Here is a 16,060-nt window from a genome sequence, read left to right as displayed (position 1 = left end):
CGTTCAGGCCGGGCGCTGCGCGACGATGACCACGCAGTAGCGAGCCGGGCTTTGCGTTGGATTGTGGTAGGTGATCGGCCGATCGAGCACCATCGCCAGGCAATCGCCAGCGCACAGTTCAAAGTGCTCCTCCCCCAGCGTCATCTCGATGCTGCCCTCGAGGACCCAGACCTGCTGATGGGTCACGCCCGGCCGTGCCGCGGTCTCGTAGGCGACGCGCGCGCCTGCCGGAAAAATCACCTCGACGATCTGGATCGGAGACGGGAAGCCACCCGGCGAGACGTTGCGACGGAGATACCCCGATTCGGGGTCCCGCCATTCGACCTGATCCGACCGCCGGGACATTGGAAGCGGTGGCGCGGCTGGCGCTTCGAAGAGGGTCGCCAGCGAGACGCCGAGCCCCGTCGCCAGTTTTTCGAGGAGTACGGCTGTCGGGTTGCTTTCGCCGCGCTCGATCAGGGAGATCATCGAGCGGCTGACCCCGCTGGCTTCGGCCAGGGTCTCGAGCGACAGGCCATGCCGGCCCCTGAGGTCGCGAACACGGGCTGCGATCCGTTCGTTTATGCCGAGCTCCAGGGCATCCTCCACTGATGGAGTAAATATCTACTATATTGGACGACGCATCAAGGAAGTCCGGGCTGCGCTAAAACAGGATCGGAATGCAGCGGGGGAAATGAGATGAAGGACATCGTCGATGAATTGCGCGCCCAGTGCCGGGAGCAGCATGGCCCGACCGGCGACGACACCGGCGTCCTTGCGCGCGACGTGCGTTGGCGGGCGGCAGCGGAAATCGAGTCCCTGCGGCCGGCGACCTGGCGGCCGATCGAGACGGCGCCGAAGGACGAAGGGCCCGTTCTGCTTTTCTGCCCCGGCCTCGCCGGTCACGTCGCCGACGAGATCGTGGTCGGCACCTGGAGGTTCGACCCCAATCGCCGCTCCCTGGGCTATTGGGTGAGCGACGTTGGCGCACTCGATCCCGGCTTCGCCGAAACCGGGCCTTGGATCGAGTATCGCGAACTCCAGCCTCGGCAATGGGCGCGCCTGCCGGCGCGACCCGGGAAGGGAAATTAGCAAAACAAAAAAAGGCGGCCACGAGGGCCGCCTTTTCCATTGTCGGTGTCAGATCTCAGCTGCGCGGCGGCAGCGGAACCTTCGCGTCCGTGAGCAGCTTCACGAGGGCGGGAATGCCCGCCTTGTAGTCGCCGGCATCGCACTTGGCGATCGCCGCCGGACCCTCGCTGGCCACCGAGTCCCGACGCACGGAGTCGCGCCACTTCGCGGCCAAAGCCTTGCAGTAGGCGGCGTCATCCATCGGAGCAGCAGCCATCGTCTGCGCCATGACGATTTCGACGCGGCGGTTCTGCGGCTCGCGAACGTTCGGGCCGGTCTGCACGAGCAGGCCCTGTTCCCCGCGGCCCACGACCGCGATCGCGGTGGCGGGCACGCCTTGCTGGACGAGGGCGCCCTTGACCGCATTCGCACGGCGCAGCGACAGCGCCATGTTGTAGGCTTCCGTACCCGACGTATCGGTGTGCCCGGTCGCCGTGATACGCGCATTGCCCTTCGTCTTGTAGGCAGTGGCAGCCTGACCGACGACGTTCGTGGCCTGCGGGTTCAGCTTGGCGCTGTCCCAATCGAAGAAGACCATGAAGCTCTGAGGCGCCGGCGGCGGCGGAGGCGGCGGCGCAGTGGCCGGCGCCGGTTCGTCGCAGGCGGCGATCATGAACGTGGCGGCAAGCAGAACAAACAACTTCTTGAGCATAAGCCCCTCTCCCCTATGGCCATTTTAGCCATTGCCATAATGCTCGATCACCCCTCATGCGAGCAATGCCAAAAATTGCATAGGGTATGCTGCTTCAAACGAGGAGGTAAAAACCACCTGCGATAGTGCACGGGGCCCGCAACCACAGAGATTTGGCGCCGTTGGTGCAGCAAGAGACAACAAGGAGCACCCCGTGAAGCAAGTCGCCATCATCACCCTTGCCGCCTGTTCTTTCGTCGCAGGTTGTGCGTCGTACACTGAGCGTGTGGTCGAGAAGCCGGTGCCGGCGCGTACTACTTCCGAGCGGACGGTGGTTTACGATTCCACCCCGGTTCCCGCGCAGACCACCACGGTCTACACGACCCGCTGAGGCGCGGCCGTGGTGAAGCTGACGCTTCTTGCCGCTGCCTGCGTGTTGGCAGCCGGCTGCTCCATCCGCAGCGAAAGGGTCGTCGAGAAGCCGGTTCCGGCGCAGACAACCGTCTATACGACCCGATGAGCCCCGCCTAAGCGGCGAGACCGTAGAGTTCGGCCACGTTGTCACGGAGGATACGTTTGCGCAGGCCGGGCTCAAGGTGCCCGGTTTGCTGTTCGATGACCTTCCGGCTCCAAGGCCACGTCGAGTCGCTGTGAGGGAAGTCGTTGGCCCACATCAGCTGTTTGGGCCCGAGCCGGTCGGCGAACTGGAAAGCCGTCCAGTCGTCCTGGAACGTCAGTGTAATGTGGTCCCTGAAATACTCCGACGGGAGGCGCGCGAGGTCCTGTCCCTTCATCCAGAAGCGATGCCGCTTATACGCATGATCCATGCGATACATGAAATGTGGCGCCCACCCGGCATCGGCTTCGACGCAGACGACCCGCAACTTGGGATGTCGCTCGAACACGCCGCTGAACACCAGCATGCCCATGATGTCCTGGCAGCCCCGGATGATCGACAAGAAGCCATTGATCTTCGGGCCGCGTGGCTTCGAGAGGGAATTGTCGCCGGAAGTCGTGAGGATATGCCAGGACAATGGCAGTTCGAGCGCGACGGCCGCTTCCCAGAAGGGATCGTAGATCGGATCGTCATAGTCCTTTTCGGCCGGATTGCCGGGCATCATGACGCCGCGGAAGCCCATTGCCTTGATGCGCTCGAGATCCTCGATGCCTTCCTTCACCGAGCGCAGGGCCGTCTGCCCCATGCCGACCAGGCGATCGGGAGCGTGTGAGCAATAGGCCTGGAGCCAACGGTTGTAGGCGTCGAAGCAGGCCTTCTTGAAATCGAAATCGGGATGGTTACAGATCAGCATGCCGACGGTCGGATAGATGATTTCCGCCGCCACCCCGTCCCTATCCTGATCCTCAAGACGGGTCGCGGGATCCCAGCCGCTGCGGTGCAAGTCCTCGAACCGGGCGCCGCCGATCCGGATGTCCTGCGGGGCGACGCCGGCGGCCGCGATCAGGCCCATCGGAACCGGGGTTTTCATGCCATCGACGAGGTAGATGTCGCCCATGCTGTCGTGGCGCACGACGTGCGGCGCCCGATCGCGGAACGCCGGGTCGATGTGGTCGCGGTAGCAGCCGGGCGGTTCGGTAATGTGGGAATCTGCAGAAATCGGGCGCCAGTCCATTCGTTCCTCCGTTTTCTTTGTGCCAGCCTAGGCAGAGGTCGAAAGACACGGCAAGTCGCGGAACGAAGGCGGTTCCGGCCGGCGGCAGCGGTTGAACCGCTTCAAAGCGTGTGGCATACCCCCGGCCGCGCGCTGCCGTAGCTCAGTGGTAGAGCACCCCCTTGGTAAGGGGGAGGTCGACAGTTCAATCCTGTCCGGCAGCACCAGCGCATCCTCCTTGACGTACAGGGAGTGAGAGGCCCATCTCGGGTAGATGGTGAAAGCGGTCCGCGATGGCGCAAAGCGGTAAATTTGCATGGCTCGGAGTCCTATTCGGCGCGGTGGTGATCGTCGTGATCGCCGCGGCCGGGGTCTTTGGGCTGCCCGAACTGCAGGTAGGCAGCGCGCAGAACAGGTCGGAAGTGAACGGCCCCTTGATCTCGCGGGGTTACACCGACGCGCCCGTGGGCACGGCCGTGATCGCGGGCGACCCGGTCGGTGGCTCGGTACTGACCGAACTGCGGATCAAGAACGGCCAGACCATCAAGCGCGGCGAGGTCATCGCGGTCCTGAACAATTACGCCGCTGCCGACGTCGAAGTGCGCCGGATCGAGGCCGAGATCGCCAAGGCGCGACGCAAACGCGAGACGATGATCTCAGGCTACAGGACCGCAGAGATCGCGCTTCAGGAAGTGTCGGTGAAGTCAGCGTCGGACGAGAGCCAACTCAAGGACCTCGAATTGTCGCGCTCCAGCGCACCGCCCGACCAGAAACAGCTCCAGTCCACCCTCTCGCAGCAGGCGCTGGAGCGCGAGGAGGCCAAGCTCAGGTTCCAAAAGGAAGTCCTGAAAGCGGATCTCGCCCAGATCGAAGCTGACATCGCCATCTACGAAGCCAAGCTGGACGGAGCCAAGATCGAACGCGAGCTGGCGATGGTCCGTTCGCCGCTCGACGGGGTCGTGGTCGACATCTACACGCGCCAGGGTGAGCGGATCTCGTTCCGAGGCATCGCCAAGATCGTCGACCTCAGCCAGATCCGCATTTTTGCCGATGTCGACGAGATCCATCTGCGCACCCTGAAGCCGGGCGGCAAGGTCGAGTTCACCTTCCAGGGTAGCCGCACCGTGCACATCGGCACGATCATCCGGACGCCGCTGACCGTGAAGCGCACCAAGAGGTCGGAGGCCGACCTCGGCGAATCCAACGCGCGCCTTCTCGAGGTCGAGATCCGGCCCGACGATCCGCAGAGCATTCCACAGATGCTGGGCCGGGAAGCCCGGGTGGTCTTCCAGTAGGCAGGGCGGCCGTCAAGCGACCTGAGGCCGCGGACTCCTGTACTCGTAGAGCAGCGCGGCCGCGAGAATGGCCAGTCCGATGGCCCGCGCGGCAACCGTGCCTCCCACCCAGTCGTCGATGATGCCCGGGAAGGTGAGCGCGATCCCGGCCACACCGCAAACGACGCGCATGCCGATGCCGAGGGGCCGCCACAGATGGCCCTGCGCCGCCACCGCGAGGGCAACGATGCCGCCCGCAGCGCCCAGCGTCACCCAGGGGATCCACAGCCAGCTCATGTTCTTCGGTGTCTCGAGCAGCAGGCCGGTTCCGATCGGGTCGAGTACGAAGATGAACGGCACGAGGAAGGCCGGCAGGGCATATTTCCAGCTCTGCAGCGTGGTCACGTAGGGATCGGCGCGTGTGATCGTGGCGGCGGCGAAGGGTGCCAGCGCAGTCGGCGGCGACACTTCGGAGAGCACGGCGTAGTAGAAGATGAACATGTGCGCGGCGTAGTCGGGGATGCCGAGCTTGATCAGCGCGGGCGCCGCGATCACGGCACACATGATGTAGGAAGCCGTCACGGGAACGGCGAGGCCGACCACCCAGACGATCAGTGCGGTGTACATCGCCGTCCAGAAGACGGAGCCGCCGGCCAGGTCGATGACGATCGACGAGAATTTCAGCGCCAGGCCGGTCTTGGTGATGACGCCGACGATGAGGCCGGCGCAAGCGCAGGTCGCAGCGACTCCCAGCGCCTGGATCGACCCGTCGGCCAGCGCCTGGAACAGCCGGCGGGGCCAGAGCGCCGTGTCGGCGCGCATGTAGCTCACCAGGATGGCGAGCAGGATCGACCAGAACACGGCATAGGTCGCCGAAAAACCCCACACCATCAGCACGACCACGGAGATCAGTGACGTGAAATGGAAGCCGTAGCGCGTCATCAGCTGCTTCATCGTCAGATCGACCGTCGGATCGACGGCGCGCAGCCCGTACTTGCGCGAATCAATCTCGGTCATCATCAGCAGGCCGAAGTAGTAGAGGCAGGTCGGAATGAGGGCCATCCGCACGATGTCCAGGTAGGACATCTTCAGGTATTCGGCGATCAGGAAGGCCGCGGCCCCGAGCACCGGCGGCGACAGGATGGCGCCGAGGCCACCCGCCGCCAGCAGGCCGCCGGCCGCCGACTTGCCGTAGCCCGCCTCCTTCATGATCGGCCAAGCGACGGTACCGATAGTCACCGTGGTGGCGACGCCCGAGCCCGAGGGCCCGCCCAGCAGGAACGACGACAGCACGACCGCACGGCCGGCCGCGTTAGGCTGGCCCTTCATGGCGCGCAGCGAGAAGTCGATGAAGAAGCGTCCTGCGCCGGAAGCCTGCAGGATGGCGCCGAAGATCGTGAACAGGATGATCAGCGTGGCCGAGACGTCGATGGCCGAGCCGAAGATGCCGTTCAGGGTCATGTATTCTTCGGCGATCATGTCGGACAGTGGATAGCCCTTGTGCGTCCACGGGGCGGGCAGGTAGTTGCCCCACAGCGCATAGGCAAAGAACACGAGGGACAGGATCGGCATGATCCAGCCGGTTGCCCGACGGGTCGATTCGAGAACCAGCAGGATCAGCAGGCCTCCGATCACCAGGTCGGTCTGTGTCGGCGAAACGTAGCGATCGAGGAAATCGTCGGAATCGGCCAGGGACGTCCAGCTGCCACCCGTCATCATGTACCAGATGACGACGATCACCAGGCCGGCCGCCACGATGTCCCAGGGGGCGACCCGGTTGCGCCAGCTCTTCACCGCCGGGAACAGCAGGAAGACCAGCGACAGCGCATAGGCGACATGAATCTCGCGCAGCGACTGCGTGTCGACCGTCGATGCGGCAGCATAGAGATGGAAGATGGTCATGGTGAAGGCGATGAAGGTGAGGAACGTGCCCCACCAGCCCACGAATCTGTGGATGCCGCCTTCTTCCTGCTCGACGAGCTCCTCGATCTTGCGCTTTTCCTCGTCGCTCAGCAGTTCGGCCTGGACCGTCATCGTTCTTCCCATCCCCAAAAATGGAAACGGGGCCCTCTCTTGCTGGAGGGCCCCGCCAGTGTCGCTGTCTCTACGACAGCTTGATGCCCTTCTCGGCGAAATACTTCAGCGCGCCCGGATGGAAAGGCACCGACGAATTCGCCGTCTTCTGATTCTCGGCCGTCATGTCGGTCGACGCCTTGTGGGTGGCGATGAGGTCGCCGTGGTTTTCCCACAGGGTCTTGGTGATGGTGTAGGCCTGATCGTCGCTCATCGATGCCGGCACGACGAGGATGTTCCAGATGGCGATTACCGGAACCGCCGCATCCTGGTTTGGATAAGCCTTGGCCGGGATCTGGCTGGCGGCAAAGACCGGACCGTATTTCTTGTTCAGCGCCGGCACCAGGTCGGCCGTCGAGATCAGCTTGATCTTGACGCCCTGGGTCGCCGCGAGATCGGTGATCGCCGCAACCGGCGGGCCGCCGTTGAAGAAGTAGCCGTCGAGCTTGCCGTCCTTCATGGCATTTGTGCTCTCGGCCGGCGACAGACGCTCGCGCTTGATGTCGCTGAGCTTCAGGCCGAGTTCGTCGATGATGCGCAACGCCATCACCTCGGAACCGCTCACCGGCGCGCTGGTCGAGATGCGCTTGCCCTTGATGTCCGACAGCTTGTTGATGCCGGTGCCTTCCATCGTCACGAAGTGCACCAGATTGGGGTACACGACGGCCAAGGTGCGCGACTCCACGGGCTTGCCCTTGAACTTGTCGAGACCCTTGATGGCGTCATAGGCGGTGTCGCACTGCGTCAGCGCCATCTGCGCCTTGCCGTCCCGGATCATGTGCATGTTGGCGACCGAGCCCGCCGTCGCCTCGGCGGTGACGGCCCAGCCCGGGACTTTCTTGCTCAGGATATTCGCCATCGCGCCGCCGAGCGGATAGTAGACCGCGCCCGTGGTGCCTGTTGCGATCGAGAACTGGGTCTGCGCGGCAGCTGGCAGAGACAGGCCGGCCATACCGAATGCGCCCGCGGCCGAGCCAGCGGCGATGAATTGACGTCTTTTCATGATGAAGCTCCCTATGGTTCGTTTCCACTCCCCGAACTCGGCGCGGAACAAACCACGACTTCCGGTATCAGGCAACACGCGCAATCCAGCGCCTTTTCGAAACTCGGCTTCGCGAATCGGAACCGGTTGGGCGAGCCTGGCTGCGCATGGCGCGAAATTGACCACCTGATTTTCTTGTAATTTGTCGGATGAGTAGTCCGCTCCGGATTGCCCACGTCCCGTTGACGGCGTCGCCCAGATAAGGCCCAGTTTCAGGACCAAGTTCGAGCCGTCGGACTTAATAGCCGGCGGCGAGAGTGGCACACTCGTAGTGTAGGCTTGGCGCGTGATTAACAATTTGAACTCAGTCCATTTCCTCCTGATCGCTGCGGCAGGCGGCTGCATTTACCTTTCCCTTCGAGAGGTGCGGCGGCGCTACATTTCGATCTGGCGCCTGTTCGCTCCGGCGTTGCTCGCGCTTGTCGTCGGGGGCATCCTTTCGCTTCTGCAACTTGGCGAGCGTGCACCGCTGGCGGCCTGGTGGTTCGGAGCGGCGCTCGCCGGCGGATTCGTGGTTGGCTCCGTGCGCGCCATGATGATCGGCATCCAGCACGACATGTACCGGCCGCAAGTCAACCTCACCCACAGGTCCAAACTCATGCTTCTGTGGGTGGCGGTCGCGGTGGGCGTCGCGGTCGCCATCGAATGCGTGGGCGCATTTTCTGGCAGTCCGGCCCTTGAGGCCTTTCGCCTGGGAGGCGCCCTCGTTGCCATGATCTGTGCGGGTGCCATGCTCGGCCGCGCCCTTGTCCTTACCCTGAGGCTCTACCGCGTCGACCGTGTCAGCGCCTGACGGACCACTTGCTCAAGCACGTGGGCGCGGCGCCAAGCTGAAAGAGGCGGACAAGCGGGCGCGTGGGCGGTGCGGTCTGGATGCCGGCCTTTTCCGAGGACGATCATGGACGTAGTCCCTTGCCGTCGCGCCGGAGCCAGCCCGAGCGCTTCGTTCAGGAACTGACGGTCACCGGCACCATTTCGACGCTGAAGGCGCCTTCCCTGATCTCAGTCCGCTAACGTCCAACCGATCTTCCGTTCCGTTGAAATCACCCTCTTGCCGGTTGTGCACCGCGCCGCCATTCGACAAGTTCGGGGAATGGATATCGAACTCAACCGTGATGCGGAACTCATCGTCAGAGGCTGGCTCGCCGATCTGAACGCCGCGCTCGATGCGCGCGACTCGCAGCGTCTGGCACTGCTGTTCCGCTCGGATGCCGACTGGCGGGATATCGTCGCGCTCACGGGCTCGATCGAGACCGTCAGCGATCGCGCCGCGATCGCCGGACGACTGGTCGAAGCTGCTTCCGCAACCAGCGCCCGAAACTTCGCCATCGATTCGGACCGCTGGCCACCCCGCGATGTCGAGCGCGCCGGCGAGGCGTGCATCGAAGCGATCCTCACTTTTACGACGGCAGTCGGGACCGGTGCAGGCGTCCTGCGGCTGAAGCGTGCCGATTGCCGCGCCGGGGACGCAGCGGCATGGACGCTGTTGACCTCGCTCGAGTCACTGCACGGCCACGACGAAGAGACGGTCCAGGCCGCGGCCGAGGAGCCGGCCTTCGATCGCGACTTTCACGGACCGAACTGGCTCGACCGCCGGCAGGAATCCTCACGTTACGCCGATCACGACCCCACTGTGCTGATCGTTGGGGGAGGCCATGCCGGCATCACGGCGGCGGCCCGCCTCAAGGCATTGGGCATCGACGCGTTGGTCGTCGACCGGATGGCCCGAATCGGGGACAACTGGCGCAAGCGCTATCACGGGCTGAAGCTGCACAACCAGAAGCACTCCAACCACTTTCCCTACCTGCCCTTCCCCAAGACATGGCCGAAGTACATTCCCAAGGACAAGATCGCGAACTGGCTCGAGTCCTATGTCGAGACGATGGAAATCGACTTCTGGACGGGGACGAGCTTCAAGGGAGCGACGTGGGACGCCGGCGAAAGGCGCTGGATGGCCGAACTGGACATGGACGTGGCCGGCGGCGTTCACCGCACGCTGCATCCGCGGCACATCATCATGGCGACCAGCGTGAGCGGGACGCCGAACATTCCCGAGATACCGACATTCGACCGCTTCGAGGGCACGGTCGTCCATTCAAGCAAGTTTGCCAGCGGCGCAGACTGGAAGGGCCGGCCGGTCTATGTTTTCGGCACCGGCACCAGCGCGCATGACATTGCCCAGGACCTGCATGGTAACAGTGCCCACGTCACCCTCGTCCAGCGCAGCCCGACGCTGATCGTCAACGTCGAACCCGGCGCCCAGCTCTATGACGGAATCTACTACGGGAAGGGGCCGACGCTCGAAGACCGCGACCTCGTCAACGCGTCGGTTCCGCTGCGGGTGATGAAGACGGCGCACCGCATCCTCACCGACCAGGCCCGGGCTCACGACGCGCCCTTGCTCGACGCGCTGGAGCGCGTCGGCTTCCGGCTCGAGTTCGGGGAAGATGGCACCGGCTGGCCGCTCAAGTATCGCGGCCGGGGCGGCGGTTACTACTTCAACGTCGGCGCTTCCGACCTGGTGGCGAAGGGCGAGATCGGACTGATCCAGTACGACGACATCGCCTGCTTCACCGCGACCGGCTTCACGATGAAGGACGGCAGTGATCGCACCGCCGATCTGATCGTGCTGGCCACCGGCTACAAGGGACAGGATCACCTCGTCGAACAGCTCTTCGGGGCGGAAATCGCTCACATGGTCGGTCCCGTCTGGGGTTTCGACGAACGCACCCAGGAGCTGCGCAACATGTGGATGCCCACGGCGCAACCGGGCCTGTGGTTCCAGGGCGGTTCCTTCGCCCAGTGCCGCATATACTCCAAGTATCTCGCCCTGCAGATAAAAGCGGCCGAAATCCACCGGGACTGATTTCCGCTACGGCTCGACAGGTCGGGGGCGGAACCCCCTCCTACGGGACCCGTTGCATGTCCAGCCGGTGCCTGAGGGGCCGAACATCTCCAACCCGGATCCAAGGAGCCGTGAGTCATGCCGACCGCGCAAATGCGGATCAGCGCAGAGGAGCAGCGTCTTCTCAGGGCGTTGTCCGTCGGCCAAACCGTGACGCTTCCTTCCTCCCACCGCCTGCGCCTGGAGCTTTTGGGCCTTCTCCATGACGGACCGAACGGTCCGCGTCTCACCCCCTTGGGACGTCGGCATGCTGAATCTGCGGTGACCGACGTCGAACCCAAGGCCCGGGCCGACAACGACCCTGCGGTCAAACGCGACCGGCTCGGTCGCCGGATGCCTCATGGCCGGGCGCTCCCCTTTTGAACAGGTAATTCATGTCCACACGACCTGCTTCTTCGTTCGTTACGGAACAGACCGGCAAAGAGGTGCGTGCATACAGTCGGGAACTTCCAAAGCCCGACCCACAGGCTGCTCGAGAGAGTCACCGCAGTGTCCCGGCGAACGAGGAAACTGACGTGACATCCGTGTTCGAGCCGAAGAATCTGTTCCTGTCTGCCCTTCCCGCCGCCGAGCAAAACCGGCTCCGCCCCCATCTGGCCTTCCATCGGATGGCACAGGGCACGATCCTCCAGGAACCCGAGCAGCGCATCGAGCACGTCTACTTTCTCGAAAGCGGCATGATCTCGTTGGTCGCGATGATGCAGGACGGTGCCGAGATCGAGACCGCCACGCTCGGGCGCGAGGCCATTCTCGGATCGCTTTCCGCGCTCGGCAACCATACTGCGGGCACCCGGGCGATCGTGCAGATCGACGCGACCGCGTGGCGGATGACGGTGGCAGACTTTCGAACCGCCATCGGGCAGAGCCCCCTCCTCCGCAAAACGGCCTTGTTGAGCAGCGAACTCACGCTGGCGCAGATGCAGCAGACAGCGGCGTGCAATGCACTTCACACGGCAGACCGTCGGTTGTGTCGCTGGATCGTGCAAGTCCGAGACCGCATCGACGATGATGTAATCCGCCTCACTCATGATTTTCTCGCGCAGATGCTCGCCGTCCGCCGCCCGACCGTCAGCCTGATCGCCTATGGCCTGCAGCAGGCGGGCTTGATCCGCTACCAGCGGGGAAAGATCACGATCCTCGACCGCGCCGGCCTCGAGCGAGGCGCCTGTGAATGTGTGGGCGCGCTGCGGGAAAAGACGCACCGCATCATTGGCGGGCTCGAGTGACGATCGTTATTCCGCCCGCCGGTTCGTGAAGCGTGCATTACCCAGCCCCGTTCCAATCGTGAGCACACCCCACCGCTCGACATCTGTCATCTCGGCGACCTCGCTCAATCCCTGAACGACGGCGTCGTTGTGAATGACGACGAGCGGCTTCCGGCCACCGATAAGCGGCAGCGATCCCGACAAGGCGGAAACCAGGTTGAAGCCGTCCTCCTGCCAGTTGCCGGGGAGGTTCTGTCCACCATTGAGAATCGTGCCTTGCTCGTCGATCAGACCTGGACAGCCGATCCCCATGAAAGGCGCCAGATCCAGGTTTGCGGCAACTGATCTTTCAACCAGCTTGGTCGTCATTTCAGCCAGGCGGCGCACGGCTTGATCGCGAGTGGGATTGTCGTTGCGATGACACCAATGTTCCATCTTCCAAACCGCACCTTTCGAGACGCTGCCATTTGCGATTTGAACGATGCCTACTCTCAGATTGGTGCCGCCAATGTCTGCAGCAACAATTGCGTCATGGCTGGCCAGCACCGCTGCGGGGGCAAGTTCTGCCGCTCCGATGAGACCGGCTTCGTCGGGATGGCTGCGAACCGGCAGCAGTTCCAGGGGCGTGCCTTCGCCTGCCAGCAGAACCTGGGCCCGGCCCATCGCCAACTGTCCGATCTGGCTCGAACTCAGGCCGCCACCGATTACGATTCGCTGGGTGTCCCGCCAGCCGTCGAGGCGAAGGAACCGCCGGACCACCGTGGCGAGTTCATGCGCGAACTCCTCGATCGCGGTCAGAACCAGGCCTGCGGCGACCGTGTCGTCGCCGGTCAAGAGCTCGTCGAGGGTGGCCTTCGATATGCTGCCCGTGGGCGTGTCGCCGAACGGATCCTCATCGAGCGTCGCAGCAACACGCTCGCGCCAGTCGTCGAGGATCGCACTGAACGCGCGGCCGGATGCACGATCTCCGACAAACCCTTCTTCGTCGCGAAGCTCCTCGTTGTAAGTATCGACAGTGACGTGAGGCAACACCCGCGGGCCGTGCCCTGTCGCGGATTCGGCACCACGCGCGTCTTTGTCGAGCGTGCCGCTCGGCACGTCGTGTACGCCGGAACCGTCCATTTATGTCCTCCGCCCCGTCAGCACTACAAATGCAGCAGTGATGCAACGGAAGCAGCCTCAGTTCGGTTGCCGCAACGATAACGGCATCCAGCCGTTTGCCGGTCATGCCTCGAATTTCGTCGACGGCGCGCCTTATGCGCGAGAATGGCCTGACCCGCGGAACGCCGGAGATGCTGCTCCTCCGACGACAGCGCTGCGGTAAGGGCTTTCGCTTCGTGGACGCCGACGGCGGAACGATAAAGGACCCCGGCATCATCGTCCGCCTTAAATCCCTCGCGATGCCACCCGCCTATGCGAACGTCCGCTACGCCGCGGACCCAGCGATGCACCTCCAGGCAGTCGGCGAAGATGCCGCCGGTCGACTTCAATATCGATATCATCCCGACTGGCTGCAGGTGCGCGAGAGTCTCAAGGCCCGGAAGCTTGAGAACCTCGCCAAGTCTCTTCCGGTCATCAGTCGGGCGGTTCGCCGTTGCCTGCGATCTGACAAGGCCGATGTCCGTCAGGTCGCCGCGGCGGTCGTCTATCTCGTTTCTAAAACAGCGCTGCGGGCCGGTAGTGACGCCTATGCACGCGAACGCGGAACGCGGGGGGCGACCACCCTTCTCAAGTCGAACGTGCGGATCGATGGAGAGTTCGTGCGCCTACACTTCCGGGGGAAAGGCGCCAAGATCGTCGCGCGGGAGGTTCGCGACCGGATCCTCGCGACCACCTGCCGGAGTCTGTTCGAGCTGCCCGGCCGGCGCCTCTTCCAGTATCGAGGGACGGACGGCGCGCTTCATCTCGTGCGAGCCTCCGACGTGAATGCCTTTCTCCGGGACGTCTCGGGCGCTCGTATCTCGCTCAAGGACTTCCGTACCCTCGTGGCATCTGCCGGCGTCATGCGGGCCCTTGCCGCAGCTCCTCCCGCTGCGAACGAGCGTGCCCGTCGTGCTCAGCTGCGCGATGCCATCGCAGCGGCGGCCGAACAGCTGGCCAACACGCCAACGGTCTGCCGCAAGAGCTATGTCCATGGGTCCGTGATTGCGGCGTTCGAAAAGGGCGTATTGCCCGCCGCGGCCGGCCGCAGTCTGGAGGGCACGACACAAGCGCTCGTTCGGGTGGTCGCTCGTCGCCGCTGAGCGCCAATATGGACCCTGCGGTTGCCGGTTTAGTTCGGGCGTCCCCTGCCACGTCGAGGGAAGCCTGTCTGTCTTCCAGCAGCAGGCACCGCCTGACGTGCGCGACGATCGAGCCACCTTTGACCGATGGGAAAGGCAAATTTCAGGATCAGCCCGTAGGCCACAGCAAAGGTCAGGGAACTCCCGAGAAGCTTCGGAAGGGACACTTCCAGACCGCTGGCACAGATTGCGTAGACGTAGGCGAGTGCCGAACCCTGCTGCACCATCCAGGGGACATCGAATGAGAAGAAAAACCGGATGACGAAGGCGACGATCAGGCCGACCGCAAAGACGCCGGCCAGCATCCCTGGAAATCCCAGATCGACGTAATTTTCGGCCATGTAGCCGACGCTGATCGACGTGCCGCCGCGCATATTCTCGAGAAGGTCGGCCTTGGTCAGACGAATATAGACTTCGGTATCCGAAAGGGCCTCCTTGTTGGGAAACAAGAAGCGGGGACGGAGGACGTGACTGAGGGCATCGCGCCACTGTCGCATCGAGGAGGGCTCGGAACCGGCCTGGTCGACGTTGATGACGAGACCGGTGATGTCGACATATGCAAGCCGCTCCAAAAGGGCCTTCGAGGTCAGCGCCCAGTTGATGTCGCCAATCCCGGCGACCCGCCCGAGCATGTACTCGGCCCGATCGGACAAGGAGAGCTGAAGGGCCTGCGATTCCGAGCCCCCGGTGGCGTATTCGCGATACTCGGTTTTTACCGATGTCCAGAACAGCGCCAGGAACACCAGGGCAAAGCCTGCCAGAACTGCAGAGGCGCTCGTGCGAGGCGTCCATCTGATTTGTGCAGCGAGCGCTGCGGTGCCGAGGAAAACGAAGACGCCCCGGAAATCGCCGAGCAAGCCGGTCATTCCGGACCCGATCTCGACCATGACGATCGCCAACAGGAAACTCCATCCGCGTCCCGTCTGCATGACCGACGTGAACAGCAGGAAAGCGGCGACGATCTTGAACCGCGCGACGGACTCGAAGAACTGGAACAGTCCACCACCCAAGGTCAGAGCGCCCACCTGGGCCACCACGTTCGCCCCGAGGTAAACCAGAAACACGTCGATCGGGCGCCAGGCCAGGTGGGCCGAGAAGTTCTGCTGGGTCGGCGGCGAAATGCTTCCCAAGACCATCCTGCAGGCGACGGCCAGCGTCACCGTGGACGCCAGCATGTACCAGTAGGCGTTCAAGACCCACGGTCCGAAAATGCTCTGTGCCATCGCCTCGCCATCGATGAGGGCGAGGAAGGCGCGCGCAAACACCTGCAGCCATTGAGAGAGAAGGTAGTAGACGATCGCCAGAGGCATGGTCGGCCTGCCTATCAGCCGAAGGAGGAGCCAAGGCGTGAACGCACCGACACCGAGAGCCAGTGGGTCGGGAGAGGCAGGCGCAATCAGCAGAAAGACCAGCCCGAATCCGAACGCTGCCCGCCGCAGCATCGAGTAGTCGAGGCGCGGGGCGTTGCGATGCGGATTAGCGAGCGTGGAGGCCATGGGCAGTGAATATCAGGTGGGTCAACCAGTTCATCGCATGATTATCGCATTTTGAAAGCAATAATTCTGGCTTCCGGTTCATTGCCAGTACAGGGGTGGGCGCCGGGCCGCCACTGCAAAAAAGTTCCCAACGCCGCAGGCGGGCTGGCAAAAAACCGCCGACGCACTGCCAAAGAAAAAGGCGGCCCGATGGGCCGCCTTTTCCTCGTTTTGGGTCGTCCAGCTTACTGGATGACGATTTCGACGCGGCGGTTCTGCGGCTCGCGGACGTTCGGGCCAGTCTGGACCAGCAGGCCCTGCTCGCCACGGCCAACCACCGCGATCGCGGTCGCCGGCACGCCTTCGCGCACCAGGGCGTCCTTGACGGCGTTCGCACGACGCAGCGACAGCGCCATGTTGTAAGCCGGCGCGCCCGACGTGTCGGTGTGACCG

General features: G+C 63.7%; 16 protein-coding genes and 1 tRNA gene. 9 read left to right on the top strand and 8 right to left on the bottom strand.

The window, feature by feature from the left end:
• Positions 1-3: 3 nt before the first annotated feature.
• Positions 4-588, bottom strand: a complete 585-nt coding sequence (locus ACT6UX_RS22285; RefSeq protein ID WP_444777346.1) for a helix-turn-helix domain-containing protein — start codon at positions 586-588, stop codon at positions 4-6.
• A 90-nt stretch (positions 589-678) separates the two neighbouring features.
• Here ACT6UX_RS22285 and ACT6UX_RS22280 point away from each other — a divergent pair, with 90 nt between their 5' ends.
• Positions 679-1,071, top strand: a complete 393-nt coding sequence (locus ACT6UX_RS22280; RefSeq protein ID WP_444777345.1) for a hypothetical protein — start codon at positions 679-681, stop codon at positions 1,069-1,071.
• A gap of 55 nt (positions 1,072-1,126) precedes the next feature.
• Here the strand turns inward: ACT6UX_RS22280 and ACT6UX_RS22275 are convergent, their stop codons facing one another.
• The gene (locus tag ACT6UX_RS22275; RefSeq protein WP_444777344.1) at positions 1,127-1,762 is read right to left on the bottom strand and encodes an OmpA family protein; all 636 of its coding nucleotides are present in this window, start codon (positions 1,760-1,762) and stop codon (positions 1,127-1,129) included.
• Between the two features lie 193 nt (positions 1,763-1,955).
• On the opposite strand from ACT6UX_RS22275, the gene ACT6UX_RS22270 reads away from it, so the two are divergent.
• Positions 1,956-2,132, top strand: a complete 177-nt coding sequence (locus ACT6UX_RS22270; RefSeq protein ID WP_444777343.1) for a hypothetical protein — start codon at positions 1,956-1,958, stop codon at positions 2,130-2,132.
• A gap of 136 nt (positions 2,133-2,268) precedes the next feature.
• Here ACT6UX_RS22270 and ACT6UX_RS22265 read toward each other — a convergent pair whose 3' ends face one another.
• Positions 2,269-3,372 carry an amidohydrolase family protein gene (locus ACT6UX_RS22265; protein WP_444777342.1) on the bottom strand — a complete coding sequence of 368 codons (1,104 nt, stop codon included), beginning with the start codon at positions 3,370-3,372 and terminating at the stop codon, positions 2,269-2,271.
• 131 nt (positions 3,373-3,503) lie between these two features.
• On the opposite strand from ACT6UX_RS22265, the gene ACT6UX_RS22260 reads away from it, so the two are divergent.
• Positions 3,504-3,578, top strand: a tRNA-Thr gene (locus ACT6UX_RS22260).
• 117 nt (positions 3,579-3,695) lie between these two features.
• Entirely contained in the window at positions 3,696-4,646 is a 951-nt protein-coding gene (locus ACT6UX_RS22255) for an HlyD family secretion protein (protein WP_444777341.1), read from the top strand.
• Between the two features lie 12 nt (positions 4,647-4,658).
• Here the strand turns inward: ACT6UX_RS22255 and ACT6UX_RS22250 are convergent, their stop codons facing one another.
• Together ACT6UX_RS22250 and ACT6UX_RS22245 are read right to left on the bottom strand one after the other, a co-directional pair.
• Positions 4,659-6,659, bottom strand: coding sequence for a TRAP transporter permease (locus tag ACT6UX_RS22250; RefSeq protein WP_444777340.1), 2,001 nt, complete (start codon positions 6,657-6,659; stop codon positions 4,659-4,661).
• Between the two features lie 70 nt (positions 6,660-6,729).
• A complete protein-coding gene (locus tag ACT6UX_RS22245) occupies positions 6,730-7,701 on the bottom strand; it encodes a TAXI family TRAP transporter solute-binding subunit (RefSeq protein WP_444777339.1) in 972 nt (323 codons plus the stop codon).
• Between the two features lie 325 nt (positions 7,702-8,026).
• On the opposite strand from ACT6UX_RS22245, the gene ACT6UX_RS22240 reads away from it, so the two are divergent.
• The 4 genes from ACT6UX_RS22240 to ACT6UX_RS22225 all read left to right on the top strand — a co-directional run bounded on the left by ACT6UX_RS22240 (position 8,027) and on the right by ACT6UX_RS22225 (position 11,871).
• The gene (locus ACT6UX_RS22240; RefSeq protein ID WP_444777338.1) at positions 8,027-8,533 is read left to right on the top strand and encodes a hypothetical protein; all 507 of its coding nucleotides are present in this window, start codon (positions 8,027-8,029) and stop codon (positions 8,531-8,533) included.
• A gap of 300 nt (positions 8,534-8,833) precedes the next feature.
• Positions 8,834-10,606 (top strand): flavin-containing monooxygenase, encoded by a 1,773-nt coding sequence (locus tag ACT6UX_RS22235; protein ID WP_444777337.1) that lies wholly within the window; start codon positions 8,834-8,836, stop codon positions 10,604-10,606.
• Between the two features lie 117 nt (positions 10,607-10,723).
• Positions 10,724-11,008, top strand: coding sequence for a hypothetical protein (locus ACT6UX_RS22230; protein WP_444777336.1), 285 nt, complete (start codon positions 10,724-10,726; stop codon positions 11,006-11,008).
• A gap of 152 nt (positions 11,009-11,160) precedes the next feature.
• Positions 11,161-11,871 (top strand): Crp/Fnr family transcriptional regulator, encoded by a 711-nt coding sequence (locus ACT6UX_RS22225; RefSeq protein ID WP_444777335.1) that lies wholly within the window; start codon positions 11,161-11,163, stop codon positions 11,869-11,871.
• 6 nt (positions 11,872-11,877) lie between these two features.
• On the opposite strand, the gene ACT6UX_RS22220 is transcribed toward ACT6UX_RS22225, so the two are convergent.
• Positions 11,878-12,972: an ROK family protein gene (locus ACT6UX_RS22220; RefSeq protein WP_444777334.1), complete on the bottom strand. Its 1,095-nt coding sequence runs from the start codon at positions 12,970-12,972 to the stop codon at positions 11,878-11,880.
• 134 nt (positions 12,973-13,106) lie between these two features.
• Between ACT6UX_RS22220 and ACT6UX_RS22215 the strand changes: the two genes are divergently transcribed.
• On the top strand, positions 13,107-14,093 hold the full coding sequence (locus ACT6UX_RS22215) for a DNA topoisomerase IB (RefSeq protein WP_444777333.1): 987 nt from the start codon (positions 13,107-13,109) through the stop codon (positions 14,091-14,093).
• 29 nt (positions 14,094-14,122) lie between these two features.
• Here ACT6UX_RS22215 and ACT6UX_RS22210 read toward each other — a convergent pair whose 3' ends face one another.
• Together ACT6UX_RS22210 and ACT6UX_RS22205 are read right to left on the bottom strand one after the other, a co-directional pair.
• A complete protein-coding gene (locus ACT6UX_RS22210) occupies positions 14,123-15,628 on the bottom strand; it encodes a hypothetical protein (protein WP_444777332.1) in 1,506 nt (501 codons plus the stop codon).
• Positions 15,629-15,852: 224 nt separating this feature from the next.
• On the bottom strand, positions 15,853-16,060 hold a 208-nt coding region (locus ACT6UX_RS22205), incomplete at its 5' end, for an OmpA family protein (RefSeq protein ID WP_444777331.1).

This window comes from Reyranella sp., assembly GCF_052439685.1.
Lineage (GTDB): Bacteria > Pseudomonadota > Alphaproteobacteria > Reyranellales > Reyranellaceae > Reyranella.
The sequence above is the reverse complement of the archived record's forward strand: the minus strand, read 5'-3'. Positions and strand labels throughout refer to the sequence as shown.